This window comes from uncultured Phascolarctobacterium sp., assembly GCF_902463975.1.
GTDB lineage: Bacteria > Bacillota > Negativicutes > Acidaminococcales > Acidaminococcaceae > Phascolarctobacterium_A.
In genome coordinates this window covers 53,868-70,687 of the sequence record NZ_CABQHJ010000005.1, presented here as the reverse complement: position 1 = coordinate 70,687, position 16,820 = coordinate 53,868, and the positions used below count along the sequence as shown (strand labels likewise).

Genomic DNA, 16,820 nt, shown 5'->3' with positions numbered 1-16,820 from the left:
CTCCATCATCCACATAAAATCAAAAAGGACCGCCCCCACAGGCGATACATCATCGCCAGGGACAGTCCTTTTGAACTTCACTTAATTATTATTTCCGTTTTAAATTTCCAGCTTCTTCAGCAGGAACTCCTCCTCATCCTCAGACAGGCTTTCACCATCAAGCATTTTGTAGGCAACGCCAGCAGCCTTGGCCAGACGCATCATAACCTCTGCGCTGTAGTTGCGGTTGAGATTTGCCAAAGTCTGTCTTGCCAGCTCCATAGAAGCAGCAGACACAGTATTGCCACCAAAACGCTGGTCGCAGGCATAGGCCAGGGCAATCAGGCAGCAGACAATCTCGCTGCTGTAGTTTACATCAAGAACAGTGCGGTTATTGATAATGAAGCACAGGTCCTTCACTGCCTGGTCCACATCAAGGCCTGCTGCTCTGCCGCCATCCTCCAGGCGCAGCGCCATGCCCAGGGCATGTGCTGTAACCTGCAGGTTACACTTGTTGCTTTCGCAGTAGGCATCACGCTGGAATACATCTTGCACAAAGCTGCCAGCAACGCGGCTCTTACCCAACGCGTACAGGCTTGCTGCATAATAACGGTTTTCAGCTGCCAGCGGCTGCACCATGGCAACCTGCTCCTTGCTGCCGCAGCAGCCAAGGGTATAGATAGCCTGAATGTTGACATTGATTTTGAGACCATAGCACGGGAAGCCCTGCAGCACGCCCTGCAGCTGGTTCAAACACTCCCTTGCCAGGCTTTGGCGCTGCTGCTCAGTCCAATAAGCAACATGCTTGCGGGCAATGGTGAAAAGACGCAGGCGCAGCTCATCATTATTGGTATAGCACAGCATCTCCAGCAGCGGTCTGGCAAATTCTGCCTTATTACCGGCAGCAGCAATACTGCTGGTACGCTGGCTAAGCTTGTTGATAACATCCTTTTGAGCATTGCCCTTAGCAGTATACTTGCGTTCACACAAGGTCTGCAGACCATGCAGCTCATTATGCACATTCAGCTTCGTGCCGGCGGGAGGATTGAACTTCAGCTTCGTGGCAGGCACACTGGGATTGTCGCCGCCAATGACGATTTCAGCAGTTTTCTCCTCCAGAATCTGCTGCATATCCACATCACTGCTCAACAGCATCTCCATGCTCAGCACCTTGTTGCTGCCCATGAGCACGCGAATCGCAACGTAAGCACCATCCTTATAACCATGCTCCAGCTTCAGATGACCATTGCCGATGGTCTGGTAAGTATCGCCGAAGGTACGTCTTTTAATGGGGATGGCAATCTCTGCCTTGTCCGGCAGCAGCTGGAAGCCCTTGATATAGTCGGACTGGTACGGCAGCTCCGTGCCGCCGGCAACAAGCTCCTGTACAGCACCATCACGCATACCAAGATACAGGCTGTCATTGAGAATATTTTTGCCCCATTCAATTGCAGCACGCTGCTGTAAAGCTGCGGCAGCAGCCTTCGGAGCTGCAGCCTTGCCGGGCAAGGGCTGCAGCGCAGGCGCGTCTGCGCCAACCATGCGCATGTCCTCCTGCATTTTAGCAGCATATTTGTGCAGGTAGTAATGATATACCGCTGCACCTCTTGCTACAGCCTGGTCCGGGTCCAGCGCCACAATCGGCTCCAGGCCGAAGAATTCGCGCAGGCGGTTGATAACCATGTAGAATTTGCTCATGCCGCCATTGACGATGACTGCATCTACCTTCACTTCACCGGCCAGCTTGGCAGCACTTTTTTGCAAAACGTCAAGAATAGGATAGATAATATTCTTGGTATCCTGCAGGCTGTCGATTTTTTTATAATCAGCAAATTGCAGGCTTTGGCCCATAAAAGGCTGCAGGATTTTTTCTACGTCTTCCTGAGTAAAGCTGTCATCATAGGCAAAGCCAATGCCGCCCATATTACCGCCTACAGCGAATTCCTCAGACTCCTCCCCATCATACCAGCTAAAGCCATCATCAGCTGCATAGTCGCTGTCTGCACGCTGGCGTTCGCTCAGCTCCAGCTTCAGCTCCTCCGCATAGTTCAGCAGCTGAGGCATAATCGCCTTTTTTTCCTGCTGCAGCTTGCGCACAACCATAGGACTAGTAGAATACTGTTTTTGGTAATGCTCAAACATTACATCAGCAATGGCGCGATCAAAATCATCGCCGCCTAAAAGAGTGTATCTGTTGGTAGCAATTTCATCTACCTTTAAAACGTCGGGACAGTCCTCACGACGTTTAATCTTATGCATCGTAATATCCAGGGTGCCGCCACCCAGGTCAAACACCAGCACGTTCTTCTCGCTGTTGAGGTCAATAATATGATTGGAAATCTCACCGTTTTGTACCTGGTTAATCAAATCATAGATAACGGCATTCGGCTCAGAAAGCAGCACTGGTCTTTCGCTGCCATCCTTATTGGTAACCTGAATACCGGCCAACGCGGCAGCATCACGTGTTGCCTGGCACATTACGGAGTCAAAGTTAGCAGGTACGGTGATTACTGCATCCTTAATCTCCGTGCGATAAATTTTGCTGGCCTCCCGCAGCATGTGCTGCAGGATACGTGCCGAAACCTGCGCCGGAGTTTTGTCCATAATCTCATCAGCCAAGCCTTCGGCATGCGCACTTCCCATCTGGCTTTTAATAGATTTTGCTACCAGATGCGGGCGCAGCGCATACTGGTTTTTGGCAAAATCGCCTACCAGCGGCTCATAGCCATGTTCCTCACGGTAATACACGCAAGAAGGCAGCAGTGGCTGCTTCTGCGTGTTCAGGCGCGCCTTGCCTGCTGCGCTGTTATAAACATCAATAGCACGTGGCAGGTCTACTACCTTGCTGACGATATCCCCATTAGCCTTGAGATTAACCGTAGCCAAAACAGAGTTGGTTGTTCCCAGGTCAATGCCTACGCATAAATCATTGTGTTCTTCATTATTAATCAACATTATCTACAACCTCCTTAACCTTCGGACGAGAAATTTGTACCTGTTTTTCACTATAAATCCAACCAGGGGAAATTACCTTAACCTGTTTTTCTTCCTCAGCACTAGTAAAAGGCGTTCCCTCGTAGTTCCAGAATTCAACATCGCCAGCCTTTACAATGCGCAGCGATTCAGGCTTCAGCATGGGATCAATGTGGCTGTCACGCAAAAATTGTACCAGTTTGCGCACCATAATCAGCAGACCATTGATTTCCAGCGGCAGCACATAGCCACTCTTTTTCACAGCGTCAATGCCCTTACGCAGCATCAGCAGCTCGTCCAGAATGCAGCCGTATTTATCAGAATTGAGCTTACCGAAAAACTCTGTCATTTCCTGCAGCTTAACTGCCTCCAGGCGCTCGTCAAATTCACTTTGCAGATCTCTGAGCAGCATATCGGATTGCTCCAGCGCGCTTTCAAGACTTGCCAGCTTTTGCAGCAAACGCTCCTGCTCAGGGCTATGAACTTTTTTCACATTATTATTGGTGGCTGGTGCACTGCTGCGGTGCTTATTGAAGCCATAGGCATAAGTAATAGCGTTTTCTATATCAAAAAGCAGATATTTGCACAGTGTATTACCAAAGCTGGTAATCAGCTGCTGATCATTTTCCTGCTGCAGTTGCTTAATATTGTGAAAAATCACAGCCAAAAGAATTTTATAGTAATGCTTAGGCTTTTTTTCCATGAATTTTTCCCGAGTGCTGCGATACAGCTCATAAGCCTGCTGGTCACCGTTCATGCTTTTTTCCAACATGATGGCAACGCCGGTAGCATTTTCAAAAACCTCCAGGCGTTTTTCTTCGGTGTTAATCTTGAAGTCGCGATAGATTCTGATCATATCGTCAACACTGCAGCTACAGTCATAATTATTTTGTACGAAATCTGCACAGGCAGCAGGCGACATATGAAGATTGGCGCACAGAGCCTGCAAGGTCAGATTCTCCAAAACAATATCCTCCGAAATTTTTTCGAAGCGCCCGGCCTTTTGCTGCACCTTCTCATGAATCTCCTTTAAAATTCCCTGTACCTTAATACTTTTTGTTTCCAGCATTATGCTTCCTCCTAATTCTTAGATTGTATAAATATCGCCTTCCTCAGGAAACACTACCTGAGTACGGCATTGGGCATCACGCATGAGCTCCTGCTCCACGGTGTGACCATAATAGCCATCGGCACAATGCACCAGATAGGCCTGACGTGGATTCAGCCTGCGAATGAAGCTAAGCATTTCCCCGTAGTCCTCATGCAGCGTATAGGCATTGCCAAAAATACGATAACGCCAGCTTACCTGCTCCTTGCGCTTGGTACCGATAACAACGTGGGGATGTGCTGCACCGGCATAAAAGCTGCTGTAGTTGTTTTGCTGCAGTACCGGCAGCTGCAGGCTTTCCATCACATGCACGGCGGCCATGACCTCCGGCTCAAGATAGATTGGATAAACCTGCCCGCTCTGCTCCATCTCGCGGTTGAGCGCCATTAAGAGCTCCAGCACTCTGCCGGGGTCAAAGGCCTGCAGATAAACAGATTGCCCATAGCGCAGGTTGCTCATAACTTCACTGATGCGCTGTGGAAGTGTGTTCTTTTCACGAACACTGTAGGGCTGCTTGGCATGCAGTGCGCACATCAGCAGTACGTCTACCTCCAGGTCATCTGGCAGCCAGCAGCCATCAAGGCCGAAAGCTGATTGCAATGAGTAGTCACCAGTGTAGAGAATTTTGCGGCCTGCATATTCAAACAGTGTCATCATAGCGCCGGGGATATGCCCCGCCGGAAAAAAGGTGACTGTGTAATCACGCTGCTTGATTTTTTGCAGGTAATTGACAGGCGCAACGTTGCTTAACAAACGCGAAGCTTCGACTGCTCCCGTCTGACTGCTATTGGCAATCAGACGGTATTCGGCAAGCTGCTTTGTCTGCAGTGTCATGTAAACGGAAGCCTGAGGTGCCATCTGCATGAGCTGCGGCAGGTAGCCGACATGGTCGGTGTGCGCATGAGAGATGTAAACGTGGTCAAGCTGCTGCATGCTTTCCATGAATTGCGAGGTAAGCAGGCTGCGAAAATCCGGGGAACAAGTTGCTCCGTTGATGCGCTGAAGGCCACAATCGAGCAGGATGTTACTCTGTCCCAGACGCAGGTAGTAGCAGCTACGGCCTACGCTTTGAGCGCCTCCCAAGGGCATAAAATAGATATCTTTTTGTCGCATGTCTTCCTCCTTTCTGTTTGCTGATATCAGTATAGCAAGTGACAGTGACAGTTTCTGTCTATCATTGCTTTTGTGATATTTTTTATTTCAACATGATTATACTTTGAAGGATTTAAAATATCATGGAAAAAAAGGTGCGTGCATTGCTGAACCTCTGATGTGCTAAGGCCATATTTTTTCTTCCTTCACTATTTATATCTGCAGTATTTTTGCCAAAGCGGCACGGAACAGGAAATATTTTTTATTTTTTTGTGCTTAAGAAGCTAATAGCTAATTTTTAGCAACTGAAGAAACAGCGCGTAAATTTGCGCAACAAAAAAAGCCTTAGCCGCAGCCAAAGCTTTACCATTGCTCTATGTATTTTTTTACAGCAGCATAATATGGGCACGCCAACCAAACTGTTGCATTAATCATTGCATTACCGGAAGCTGGCGCAAAAAAAAAGCGCTGCCTTCCGGCAGCGCCCCTTAGTCCAAAGCACTCAAAGCTTCGCAACAGCATTCCCATCAAAAACCTTCGCCAACAGCGCCTTCGCCTCAGCCTTGACCTCATCATCAATATAACCCTGTACCTTCAGCATTGCAAAGCTGATTGCCACAAGATCATCGCTATAGCCCAGCACCGGCGTCAAATCCGGAATAAAATCCAACGGAGAAATCAAATACCCTAAGGCGCCCATAATCAACGCCTTATCCTTCGCAGGAACCTCCGGCTTTTGCAGTACGCACCACAGCTGAGCAACCTTATACAGCAGCTCCAGGCCTATATGAGCACCAAACTTACTGATCTTGTGCAGTAAATCCTCCTCGCTGTAGTTGTCAGCATACTTACGCAGCTCGTTCTCATTGATTTTCTTTTTGTCAAAGTCTTTGTCTTCTGTCATTTGCTCCACTCTTTCCTGACCGTGGACGAATGCTTAGCGCATGTTGATGAATTGCAGGTCTACGCCAAAATCGCCAGCCTTCAGCAGTTGGATAACAGCCTGCAGGTCATCCTTCTTCGCACCCGCAACACGTACCTGGTCATCCTGAATCTGAGCAGTTACCTTCAGCTTGGAAGCCTTGATAGCTGCCACGATTTTTTTGCCGTTCTCTTTGGAAATACCCTGTTGGATTTCCAGAGATTGACGTACAGTACCCTTTGCAGCCGGCTCAATCTTTCCCGGAACCAGGCAACGCAGAGGAATACCGCGTTTTGCCATCTTTTGACGCAGCATATCTAAAATTGCGCCCAGCTTGTATTCGTCCTCAGCTGCAATTTTTACTTCCTTCTCACCGAGCTCGATGGAAGCATTGCTGCCGCGGAAATCATAACGCTGGTCAATCTCTTTTTTAACCTGATTAACAGCGTTATCCATCTCCTGCATATCAACTTGGGAAACAACGTCAAAGGAACTATCTTTTGCCATTATTATTATCCTCCTAAAATGTAGCTAAAGTTTATCATGCCTAATTATATCAAAGAAAACGCTTTAATGCCAGTAAAAGTACATTAACCGGCAATTTTGCTTATTTGCCGGCATTCTTACCGTGCATATAAGCATGCTCCTGGCTCAGCTCCTGCAAAAGCTGCAGGCCGCTCCAGGTACAGTTGGTGGGGGTCAGCATCGCCTTCAGCGCCACCTGACGCAGCTTGCCCTTTTTAACGGCAGCCAACAGTCTGTCCAAGTCCTGACGGCTGAAGCCGCACATGAGCAGCATTTCCTCCTGCCCCTCGTCACCGCTGTAAAGCTCTTCTACAGACGCCACCTCGGGCAAGCCTGCCAGATAGCCGACAGGCTGCAGCAGCTCTTTGCGCGCCACGGCGCGCAGCTGCGCCCGCAACATCATGCAAATCAGCTTCAGCGCCTGCAAGCGCTCCGGCGTAAAATTATAGGCTAAAATTATTTTTTGCATATGATTCTCCTATCTCAAGCAAACAAATCAATCTGGTTATTTTCCGGCAAATCGCCCAAAACGCCCATGTCTGCCAGCTTTTCGATAACACTCTTGTTGACACCGGAGCGCTGGCGCAAATCCTCCTGAGAGATAAACGGCCGGTTGATGTCCCTCGCCGCAGCAATGCTTTTGGCAGCGTTTTCACCTACACCGCCCAAAGCAGCCAAGGGCGGACGCAGGCCGTTTTCCGTAACCAGGAATTTAATCGGGTCCGACTTATACAAATCCATCTTATCAAAGCTCAGACCGCGCTCCAGCATCTCATTAACCAGCTCCAGATAAGTAACCGTTGTTTTATCCAGCGGCGAAGCCTTAAAGCCCTGCTGGTAAACATTCTTGATAAAATTCTTCACATAAGCCTTACCCTTGGAAACATGGGTATAATCAAAATCCTTGGCACGTACCGTAAAGTACGCTGCATAAAACTCCTTAGGGTAATGCACCTTGCAATAGGCAATGCGGTACGCCATCAAAACGTACGCAACGGCGTGCGCCTTCGGGAACAGATACTGTACCTTTTCGCAGGACTTGATATACCATTCTGGAATATTTACCGCACGCATAGCCTCGAGCATTTTCGGCTCCAGACCTTTTTTCGCCGCCTTGCCCTTACGCACGTGCTCCATCGTCTTAAACGCCAGACTGGGCTCTACGCCCTTGGAAATAAGGTGCGTCATAACGTCGTCACGCGTAGAGATAGTTTCGGCAACAGGCTTGCCTTCCTTAATCAAATCCTGCGCATTGTTCAGCCATACGTCAGTACCGTGCGAATAACCGGATACACGCACAACCTCACTGAATTTCTTCGGCTGTACGTCGCTAATCATCTGACGTACAAACTTGGTACCGCATTCCGGGATACCGAAAGTGCCGACGGCACTGTCAATCTGCTCCGGCGTAACGCCGAGCGATGTTGTATCCTGGAAGATACGCATTGTTGCCTCATCGCCCACAGGAATCTTCTTGGGATCAAAGTTGGGATCTACATCCTCCTGCAGATATTTTTCCAACATCTTCAGAACCATCGGATCATCGTGGCCCAGAATATCCAGCTTAACCAGACGGTCATTGATGCTGTGATAATCGTAGTGAGTAGTAATCGTAGTGCCATCCTTATCATCGGCAGGACGGTTCATCGGCGTAATATAATGGATATCCATATTACGCGGCACAACCATGATGCCGCCGGGATGCTGGCCCGTAGTGCGCTTGATGCCGGCAAAGCCTTCAACCAGCGCTGCCACATGCGCAGGATGCACATGCAGATTCTTGGCCTCGTAATATTTTCTGATAAAGCCTATCGCCGTTTTGTTGGCGATGGTAGCAATAGTACCGGCGCGGCAAACATTGTCGCGGCCGAAAAGCTCCTCGGTGTACTTGTGCGCCACACTCTGGTCGGACATAGCGGACGGATCATCGGGATCAATACCGCCGGAGAAGTTCAAATCGATATCAGGAACCTTATCACCATGGAAGCCCAGGAAAACCGCAAACGGGATATCGTGACCGTCGCGCAGCATTCTGGTGCCGCATTCGGGGCAATCCTTCGGCGGCAGGTCAAAGCCGCTGTCGACCTCATTGTTCATAAAGAATTCGCTGTGACGGCAATGCGGACAGCGGTAATGCGGCTTCAGCGCATTAACCTCGGTAATATCCAGCATCGTAGCAACAAAAGACGAGCCTACACTGCCACGCGAGCCTACCAAGTAACCGCGGTCGATAGAATGCTTAACCAGCTTATGCGCAATGTAATACAATACGGAGAAGCCGTGGCCGATAATAGCATCCAACTCCATCTTTAAGCGGTCCTCAACAATCTGCGGCAGCGTTTCTCCGTACCATTCATGCGCCTTGGCATAGGACAAATCACGCACGGCATCCTCCGCACCGGGAATAGAAGGTGAATACAGCTGGTCGCGGTCGGGAACAGGCTTAATACGTTCAATCATATCCGCAATCTTATTGGTATTGGTAACAACAACCTCGTAGGCTGCCTCCTCGCCCAAATAAGAGAACTCCTCGAGCATCTCCTCCGTAGTGTGCAAGTACAGCGGCGGCTGCAAATCCGCATCCTTGTAGCCCTGACCGGCCTGCAGAATCGCACGCAGCTGTGCATCCTCAGGATTGAGGAAATGCACGTCGCAGGTTGCTACAGTAAGCTTGCCCAAGCGCTTGCCAAGCTCATAGATTTTGCGGTTATGCTCCCGCAAATCTTCCTCCGTGCAGTAATTTTCACGTACTAAAAACTGGTTATTGCCCGTAGGCTGGATTTCCAGATAATCATAGAAACCGGCGATTTCCTCCAGCTCCTCATCACTCGCACCTAAGCGCACAGCACGATAAAGCTCGCCTGCCTCGCAGGCCGAGCCGAGAATCAGACCTTCACGATGCTCCTCGATAACGGCGCGTGGCAGCAACGGACGTTTATTCAGATAACGCAAGTGGCTGATAGTAACGAGCTGGTACAGGTTACGCAGACCAACCTCATTCTTCGCCAGAATAATAATATGATGGCTGCTGATTTTGCTTTTGCCCTTAGTCGCAGCATCAGGATTTTCCGTATCAACAGCATCGTCCTTCGTCTTGCGGTCGCTGATAAGATAGCCCTCCATGCCGAAAATCAGCTTCAGGTCACTGCCCTCCGCCGCATCAAAGCAGAACGGAAAGGCCTGCACTACGCCATGATCGGTAATCGCCAAAGCCTTGTGGCCCCAACGGATAGCCTGCTTTACAAGTCCCTCCATCGGCGTCAGGCCATCAAGCTTACTCATCTTCGTATGGCAATGCAGCTCAACCCTCTTGACCTCAGCATTATCCATGCGCTCCTCCTTGGCATCGAGCTTCATAATGCCGCGAGGCACCATGCACATCTCGTCAAAGGCAAAGCGGTCGGGGGCAACATCACCCTGCAGACGCAGGCGCATACCGGGCTTCAGCAGATTTTTAAACTCATTGCATTCCTTACGCGGGTCGCCGCCGTCGCGCTTGTCAAAGCGTAGCTTAACGAAAATACCGCCGGTATCATCACTCACGTTAAAGGTCAGGACAATGGAGCCGACGCGCGTTTCCTTATCAATAAAGGTCTGCAGCGCGCCATCCTTATCCAGGCTTTTGACAAAGGTACCTTCAATAACAACGTTGCGCTCTTCCTCAGTCACGGTATCCAGCTTACGCGGTGTGCCCTTGATTTTTTTGCCCCACAGCTGTCCGTCTGCCTTCTTTTCACCGTATAAGGCAGCCATCGCCTGCAGGTAATCAGGATCAGCCTCAGGATTATTGTAGGATGCTTCACAAGGAGGCTCCGGTGGCATCGTTTCGCCAATATCAATATTGGGAGGCTCAGGCGGCAGAGGAATTTCCTCCGGCAACGGTTCTCCAGTGCAATCGGTAATTTCTACCTCTAGCTGCGGCTCACGCTGCATCATCTGGCATTTGGAGCCATCGCCGTCGCAAATCATATCTACGCTTTGCAAAGAAAAAGCGGCTGCAAGCTGCTGCGCCGCCTTCTGAATCAAACCGCCGGTAAGATGGGCGGCGCAGCTAAAGTGCACCTCCCACTGACAGGCAGACTCGTCTACACAAATCTGATTAATATGCATCAGCTTCAGCTGCATCAGTTCCACCGGGGAAAAGGTCAGCGAAGCCAAAAAACTATAAAATTTTTCTTCATCAGGAATCAGGCAATATTTTTTATTCACATTAAATCCTTTCCTAATAATGACGGAAGAAATTGTTGGTAGGGATTATATAGTAACGCAGATGGCGTGCTATCTTCCTCTGTTTTTCTGAGATAAGCTAGAGTGCGTCAGATGCTAGGCGCGGATGCCGACGGCGTACTTTTAGTACGTCGAGGCGACGCAACAACGCAGATGGCGTGCTATTGCTTATCTCCCTTATCGCATGTTTTCGACACCAACCACACCCTCAATCCCCTGCAACCCTCTTACCAAATCTCCACCATCGGGCGCAGTTTTGCCAAGCTTCAGAAAGACCTCCAGCACCAGACGATTCTTTTCCTTATCGCGCTTTACGTTCAGCGATTTTACCTGTACGCCGTTAAGGGACAGATAACCGGTAACATCGGTTATGGCACCAGAGCGATTGGTAGTAATGATGCGGACAAACTGGCGGTCGCTGCGGTTGTTGGCAGCAAAGCGCTTTTCCCAGGTATGAAAGGTAACAAGAGTTATCATGGTGATAATGGTTGCCACACTGCTGAGGAAGTACATACCGCTGCCGGCAGCAAGGCCGATTGCAGAAACCATCCACAGGCTGGCAGCAGTTGTCAGGCCGCGAATAGTTAAACCCTCATGCAGAATAGTGCCTGCGCCGAGAAAGCCGATGCCGCTGACAACCTGAGCAGCAATACGAGCTGAGTCACGGCGTTGGCCGATATCCTCCTCCAGCTTGGCAGTCTGAGGATAGACATCATCAAAGCCGTAAAGCGAAACAAGCATAAACAGCGCCGAGCCCACGCACACAAGAATATGCGTACGGAAACCGGCAGGACGGTCACCACTGCCTCTTTCTATACCGACAATACCGCCGAGAATTGCAGCAACAACCAGCCTGATAACCATAACAACCTCTTTGTTATGCAAAAAAGAAGTATTAATCAAATCCATGCCAGTATCACCTCACAGCTTCCGTTCCCTCTGCCTGCGCCGGGCGCAGACACGGGAACTGAGTTATTTTTACAGCTTTTGCAGCATCTCCCTGATAGCAGTGATATAATCACCGTCCAGCGGCAGCATGCTTACTTCACCGGTCTTACGAACTTTTACTTCCAGCTCGCCGGTCTGCAGAGTCTTAGGACCTACAACTACGCGCAGCGGATAGCCGATTAAATCTGCGTCCTTGAATTTTACGCCCGGACGCTCCTTGCGGTCGTCGATAACAACCTCAACGCCTGCTTTGTGCAGCTCGTTATAGATTTCCTCAGCCTTAGCAAAGGATGCTTCATCCTTTACGTTTACAGGTACAACAAGCACTTCATACGGAGCGATAGCAACAGGCCAGATCATACCGTCGGCATCATGGCTCTGTTCAACGCAGGCAGCCATAGTACGGCCTACGCCGATACCGTAGCAGCCCATTACCATCGGCTGCTCTTTGCCGTTTTCATCCAGATAGGTGCATTTCATAGCTGCGCTGTATTTGGTGTGCAACTTGAATACCTGACCTGCTTCAATGCCGCGAGCCTTAGCAATCGGAGCGCCGCAGTGCGGGCAGGGATCGCCTTCAGCCATCAGACGGATATCGGCAACGTAGGTCGGAGTGAAGTCACGTCCCGGGTTAGCGTTGATGTAGTGGAAGCCTTCATGGTTAGCACCACAGCAAACATTGTGCATATTCATAACGGTTGCATCGCAAACGATAATAACCTTTTCAGGGTCAAGGCCTACAGGGCCCATGTAACCGCCGACAGTGCCTGCCTTAGCCAACAGCTCTGCCTCAGCCATTTCCAGCTCAACTGCGCCTACGGTGTTTTGTACTTTGGTTTCGTTAACCTCGTGGTCACCGCGAACAAAGCACAGTACCAGGCCTTTTTCGCATTGGTAAGCAACAGCCTTTACGGATTTTTCAATCGGAGCGTTGAGGAAAGCGCAAACGTCGGCAATAGTCTTGCAGTTCGGAGTTTCAACCTCGCTCAGCTCCTGCATTTCTTCTGCCGGAGCCTCTATCGGATACAGCTCTGCCTTTTCGATATCGGCAGCGTAATCACATTTGGTGCAGTAGGTAATTTCTGCTTCACCGCTGTCTGCCAGCACCATGAACTCATGGCTGCCGGTACCGCCGATAGCACCGCTGTCTGCTTCTACCGGACGGAAGTTCAGACCGCAGCGGGTAAAGATTTTGTCATAAGCATCATACATAGCCTTATAGGAAACGTCCAGACCTGCTTCATCACGGTCGAAGGAATAGCCATCCTTCATGATGAAGTCACGGCTGCGCATCAGGCCGAAGCGCGGACGACGTTCGTCACGGAATTTGTCCTGAATCTGGTACAGGTTCAGCGGCAGCTGACGATAGGAACGCACATCGTTCTTAACCAGGGTAGTAACCATTTCCTCATGGGTAGGACCAAGGCAGTATTCATGACCGTGACGGTCCTTCAAGCGTACCATTTCTGCGCCGTAAGCGTCCCAACGGCCGCTTTCCTTCCAGATTTCTGCCGGCTGCATAATCGGCATCATGATTTCCTGGCAGCCTGCATGGTCCATCTCTTCGCGGATAATATTTTCGATTTTTTTAATAACACGCCAAGCCAGCGGCAGATAGGTGTACATGCCATTGGTGGATTTACGCATAAAACCGGCACGCAGCAACAGCTGATGGCTCGGGATTTCAGCCTCGGACGGAACCTCACGCAGAGTGGGTGCATACATTTTAGAAACTTTCATTAACGGGATACCTTCCTCTCAAGTAAAATTTTATCTATTTCAGCAAAAAGCTCGCTTACAAGCTGCTCTTCGGGAACCTTGCGCAGGATTTCGCCCTTGCGGAAAACAAGTCCCTCGCCGATGCCGCCGGCAATGCCGACGTCAGCCTCACGCGCTTCACCGGGTCCGTTGACCACACATCCCATAACGGCAACCGTAATGGGTTCTTCAACATCCGCCAGACGGCGTTCAACCTCCAGCGCCAGCTTTTCCAGACTGATGCGGGTGCGTCCGCAGGTCGGGCAGCTGATTAAAGTAGGTCCGTGCTCACGCAGTCCCAAGGACTTCAGAATATCATAAGCCACACGCACCTCGTTTACCGGGTCACCGGTCAGCGAAACGCGAATAGTATCGCCGATGCCTTCGGCAAGCAGCGTACCGATGCCTACTGCGGATTTGATAATACCGCTGTTGACGGTGCCTGCCTCCGTAATGCCGACATGCAACGGATAATCACACTGCGCTGCCATCAGACGATAAGCCTCCAGTGTCAGCGGCACATCGTGTGCCTTGAGCGAAATCTTAATGTTACGGTAATCCATCGCTTCGAGAATGCGGACGTGGCGCCAAGCCGCCTCCACAAGAGCCTTCGCGGTTGGATGGCCGTATTTTTCCAGCAAATTCTTCGGCAGGGAGCCGGCGTTAACACCGATGCGGATAGGAATATTGCGTTCCTTCGCTGCTTCCACCACAGCGCGCACCTTCTCCTCGCCGCCGATATTGCCGGGGTTTAAGCGCAGGCCGTCAACGCCTGCTTCAATCGCTGCCAAAGCCAGCTTATAATCAAAATGAATATCGGCAATGACAGGAATCGGACTTTCCTTACAAATTGTTTTCAGGCCCTCCGCCGCTGCCATATCAGGCACGGCACAGCGGATAATATCACAGCCTGCATCTGCCAGACGCTGAATCTGCTCCAAGGTTGCAGCAGCATCGTCTGTATGTGTGTTAGTCATAGACTGAACGGCAATCGGAGCATCGCCGCCCACAGCCACGCTGCCTACATGCAGCTGACGGGTTTTTCTACGTTCTATCACTTTCGTTCACCTCTTAACGTGTTATATCCTTAAAGGTGGAAAATACTGTCAGCGCTAAAATCAGCGCAATACCAACCATCTGGATGTTTGTCATAGCCCTGCTGCCGAGCGGTTTACCGCGCAGGCCTTCCAAAAGCAGCAGTACAAAGTGTCCGCCGTCCAGTGCCGGCAGCGGCAGCAGGTTGATAACGCCCAGGTTGATGCTCAAAAAGGCAACAAAGGTAATCAACGGCAGCATGCCCTTTTCCGCCACCTGACCGGCCATCTGCGCCACACCGATAGGACCGGCCACCTCAGCCGGAGCCTTACCGGAAACAATCTTGTACAGGCCGTTCAGCATAGAAACGATAATATTTTTGGTATATACGCAGCCTTCTTTTATTGAGCCGAAAAAGCCCAGGCTGACCTTGTTAAACTTGGGGCTGATGCCGATTAAGGGACGGCCTGCCTCTCTGTCATACACGGGAGTCATGGTGTAGCTTTTTACAGCGCCCTGGCTTTCTGCTGTCAGCGTTACCGGATTAGTACCGCTGGCACGCAAATTGGTAACAACCTCAGTCCAGGTAGCAACAGGCTTATTGTTAATCGTCAGAATGCGGTCGCCGTTACGCAGTCCCGCTCTTTCCGCAGCCATGCCGTCTACAACAGAGCCCAGGATTGGTTCGTTCACCAGCTCCTGTCTGCCCTCCAGCATAAAAATGCCGCTAAAAAGAATAATAGGCAACAGGAAATTCATCAGCGCACCTGCCAGAATAACCAGCATTCTGGAGGGAATCGGCTTAGATTTAAAGGTTCCCGGTTCAGGCGGATCGTCAGGATCCATACCTGCGATTTTATTATAGCCACCCAGAGGAATAGCCCGCAGGCTGTACAGAGTATCGCCGTCCTTTTGCTGATACAACTTAGGACCAAAGCCGATGGCAAATTCATCAACACGCATACCTGTGAGCTTCGCCGTAATAAAATGACCGAATTCATGTACCGTAACCAGCACACCAAAAACAAAAACAGCGGCTAATATTGTTAGCATTTTACCTCCTTACGATAGTCGGCAAGCTTTGCCGGCCTTCAGTCTATAATTTAGCAATAACCACTTGGGCAGCAGCACGCGCCCAGGCATCCGTTGCTTCAATATCCTCCAGCTGCGGACGCAGAACATTGTTATGCTGCGCTGTAACCGTAGCAGTGATATAAGGGATATCCAAATATTTAATTTTGCCTGCCAAAAAGGCATATACAGCCTCCTCGTTGGCAGCATTAAAGGCACAGGGCAGAGTGCCGCCGGCCTTACCGCAGTCAATAGCAATCTTCAAGGAAGGAAATGCTTCTAAATCAGGTGCTTCAAAGGTAAGGTTACCCGCAGCAACAAGATCAAGCTGTTCAAAGCTGTAATCATAGCGCTCCGGCCAGCTCAAAGCGAACTGAATCGGCAGACGCATATCAGGCACACCCAGTTGGGCAATCACACTGCCGTCGCAAAATTCTACCAGACTGTGTACGATGCTCTGCGGATGCACAACGACCGCAATTTTATCATAAGGCATATCAAACAGCCAATGTGCCTCCATAACCTCCAGGCCCTTATTGGCCAATGTAGAGGAATCAAGCGTTACCTTCTGTCCCATGCTCCAATTTGGGTGATTGAGGCATTGCTCGAGGGTAACATTTTCCAGCTCACTGCGTTTTTTGCTGCGGAACGGGCCGCCGCTCGCCGTAATAATCAGGCGCTTGACTTCCTTTTCCGTACTGCCGCGCAGAGATTGGAAAATAGCGCTGTGCTCACTGTCCACAGGAGTCAGGCTTACACCATGCTTACGCACAGCCTCCATAACAATGCTGCCGGCAGCAACAAGCGTTTCCTTATTAGCCAGCGCAATGTTCTTGCCGCAGGCAATAGCAGCCAACGTCGGGCGCAGGCCGGCATAGCCTACCATAGAACCGAGAACGGTATCCGCTCCCTCGTAGGTAGCAGCAGCCAGAAGACCTTCCTCCCCGGCTAAGATTTCCGTCTTGCCGTGATAGCGGTCAGCCAAACGTTTAGCAGCGTCCTTATCCGTCAAAACGGCAATATCAGGCTCAAACTGCTTAATCTGCTGCTCCAAAAGCTCATCGCTTTTATGCGCAGCCAACGCGCGTACCTTCAGCTTTTCAGGATTGGCAGCAGCAACCTCCAGGGTCTGACGGCCGATAGAGCCTGTACTGCCCAAAATAGAAATATTCTTCATTTGCT

Annotated in this window: 12 protein-coding genes; all 12 read right to left on the bottom strand. The window is 50.3% G+C overall.

Features of this window, described 5'->3' with window-relative positions; genetic code table 11:
• Positions 1 to 99: 99 nt before the first annotated feature.
• The 12 genes from RDW05_RS02680 to RDW05_RS02625 all read right to left on the bottom strand — a co-directional run bounded on the left by RDW05_RS02680 (position 100) and on the right by RDW05_RS02625 (position 16,815).
• Positions 100 to 2,934, bottom strand: a complete 2,835-nt coding sequence (locus RDW05_RS02680) for an Hsp70 family protein (protein ID WP_307977749.1) — start codon at positions 2,932 to 2,934, stop codon at positions 100 to 102.
• Entirely contained in the window at positions 2,924 to 4,021 is a 1,098-nt protein-coding gene (locus RDW05_RS02675; protein WP_307977748.1) for a hypothetical protein, read from the bottom strand. The genes RDW05_RS02680 and RDW05_RS02675 overlap by 11 nt, the downstream gene beginning before the upstream one ends.
• Before the next feature lie 18 nt (positions 4,022 to 4,039).
• On the bottom strand, positions 4,040 to 5,173 hold the full coding sequence (locus tag RDW05_RS02670) for an MBL fold metallo-hydrolase (RefSeq protein WP_307977747.1): 1,134 nt from the start codon (positions 5,171 to 5,173) through the stop codon (positions 4,040 to 4,042).
• A gap of 481 nt (positions 5,174 to 5,654) precedes the next feature.
• Positions 5,655 to 6,056: a YkvA family protein gene (locus RDW05_RS02665; protein WP_307977746.1), complete on the bottom strand. Its 402-nt coding sequence runs from the start codon at positions 6,054 to 6,056 to the stop codon at positions 5,655 to 5,657.
• A 33-nt stretch (positions 6,057 to 6,089) separates the two neighbouring features.
• Positions 6,090 to 6,581 (bottom strand): YajQ family cyclic di-GMP-binding protein, encoded by a 492-nt coding sequence (locus RDW05_RS02660; RefSeq protein WP_009146299.1) that lies wholly within the window; start codon positions 6,579 to 6,581, stop codon positions 6,090 to 6,092.
• Positions 6,582 to 6,681: 100 nt separating this feature from the next.
• Positions 6,682 to 7,068 (bottom strand): DUF3783 domain-containing protein, encoded by a 387-nt coding sequence (locus tag RDW05_RS02655; RefSeq protein WP_307977745.1) that lies wholly within the window; start codon positions 7,066 to 7,068, stop codon positions 6,682 to 6,684.
• A gap of 14 nt (positions 7,069 to 7,082) precedes the next feature.
• Positions 7,083 to 10,808: a PolC-type DNA polymerase III gene (locus RDW05_RS02650; RefSeq protein ID WP_307977744.1), complete on the bottom strand. Its 3,726-nt coding sequence runs from the start codon at positions 10,806 to 10,808 to the stop codon at positions 7,083 to 7,085.
• 195 nt (positions 10,809 to 11,003) lie between these two features.
• Complete coding sequence (locus RDW05_RS02645; protein WP_210684617.1) at positions 11,004 to 11,735, bottom strand: MgtC/SapB family protein; 732 nt, start codon at positions 11,733 to 11,735, stop codon at positions 11,004 to 11,006.
• A gap of 69 nt (positions 11,736 to 11,804) precedes the next feature.
• Positions 11,805 to 13,514: a proline--tRNA ligase gene (locus RDW05_RS02640; protein WP_307977743.1), complete on the bottom strand. Its 1,710-nt coding sequence runs from the start codon at positions 13,512 to 13,514 to the stop codon at positions 11,805 to 11,807.
• Positions 13,514 to 14,590 carry a flavodoxin-dependent (E)-4-hydroxy-3-methylbut-2-enyl-diphosphate synthase gene (gene ispG / locus RDW05_RS02635; RefSeq protein ID WP_374111004.1) on the bottom strand — a complete coding sequence of 359 codons (1,077 nt, stop codon included), beginning with the start codon at positions 14,588 to 14,590 and terminating at the stop codon, positions 13,514 to 13,516. Before ispG ends, RDW05_RS02640 begins: the two co-directional genes overlap by 1 nt.
• A gap of 13 nt (positions 14,591 to 14,603) precedes the next feature.
• Complete coding sequence (gene rseP / locus RDW05_RS02630) at positions 14,604 to 15,620, bottom strand: RIP metalloprotease RseP (protein WP_307977742.1); 1,017 nt, start codon at positions 15,618 to 15,620, stop codon at positions 14,604 to 14,606.
• 43 nt (positions 15,621 to 15,663) lie between these two features.
• Positions 15,664 to 16,815 (bottom strand): 1-deoxy-D-xylulose-5-phosphate reductoisomerase, encoded by a 1,152-nt coding sequence (locus RDW05_RS02625; RefSeq protein ID WP_307977741.1) that lies wholly within the window; start codon positions 16,813 to 16,815, stop codon positions 15,664 to 15,666.
• Positions 16,816 to 16,820 lie beyond the last annotated feature (5 nt).

Excerpts from the sequence above, each read along its gene's own strand:
- RDW05_RS02680 (WP_307977749.1), bottom strand. The coding sequence starts at position 2,934 with ATGTTGATTAATAATGAAGAACACAATGATTTATGCGTAGGCATTGAC.
- RDW05_RS02675 (WP_307977748.1), bottom strand. The coding sequence starts at position 4,021 with ATGCTGGAAACAAAAAGTATTAAGGTACAGGGAATTTTAAAGGAGATT.
- RDW05_RS02670 (WP_307977747.1), bottom strand. The coding sequence starts at position 5,173 with ATGCGACAAAAAGATATCTATTTTATGCCCTTGGGAGGCGCTCAAAGC.
- RDW05_RS02665 (WP_307977746.1), bottom strand. The coding sequence starts at position 6,056 with ATGACAGAAGACAAAGACTTTGACAAAAAGAAAATCAATGAGAACGAG.
- RDW05_RS02660 (WP_009146299.1), bottom strand. The coding sequence starts at position 6,581 with ATGGCAAAAGATAGTTCCTTTGACGTTGTTTCCCAAGTTGATATGCAG.
- RDW05_RS02655 (WP_307977745.1), bottom strand. The coding sequence starts at position 7,068 with ATGCAAAAAATAATTTTAGCCTATAATTTTACGCCGGAGCGCTTGCAG.
- RDW05_RS02645 (WP_210684617.1), bottom strand. The coding sequence starts at position 11,735 with ATGGATTTGATTAATACTTCTTTTTTGCATAACAAAGAGGTTGTTATG.
- RDW05_RS02640 (WP_307977743.1), bottom strand. The coding sequence starts at position 13,514 with ATGAAAGTTTCTAAAATGTATGCACCCACTCTGCGTGAGGTTCCGTCC.
- rseP (WP_307977742.1), bottom strand. The coding sequence starts at position 15,620 with ATGCTAACAATATTAGCCGCTGTTTTTGTTTTTGGTGTGCTGGTTACG.
- RDW05_RS02625 (WP_307977741.1), bottom strand. The coding sequence starts at position 16,815 with ATGAAGAATATTTCTATTTTGGGCAGTACAGGCTCTATCGGCCGTCAG.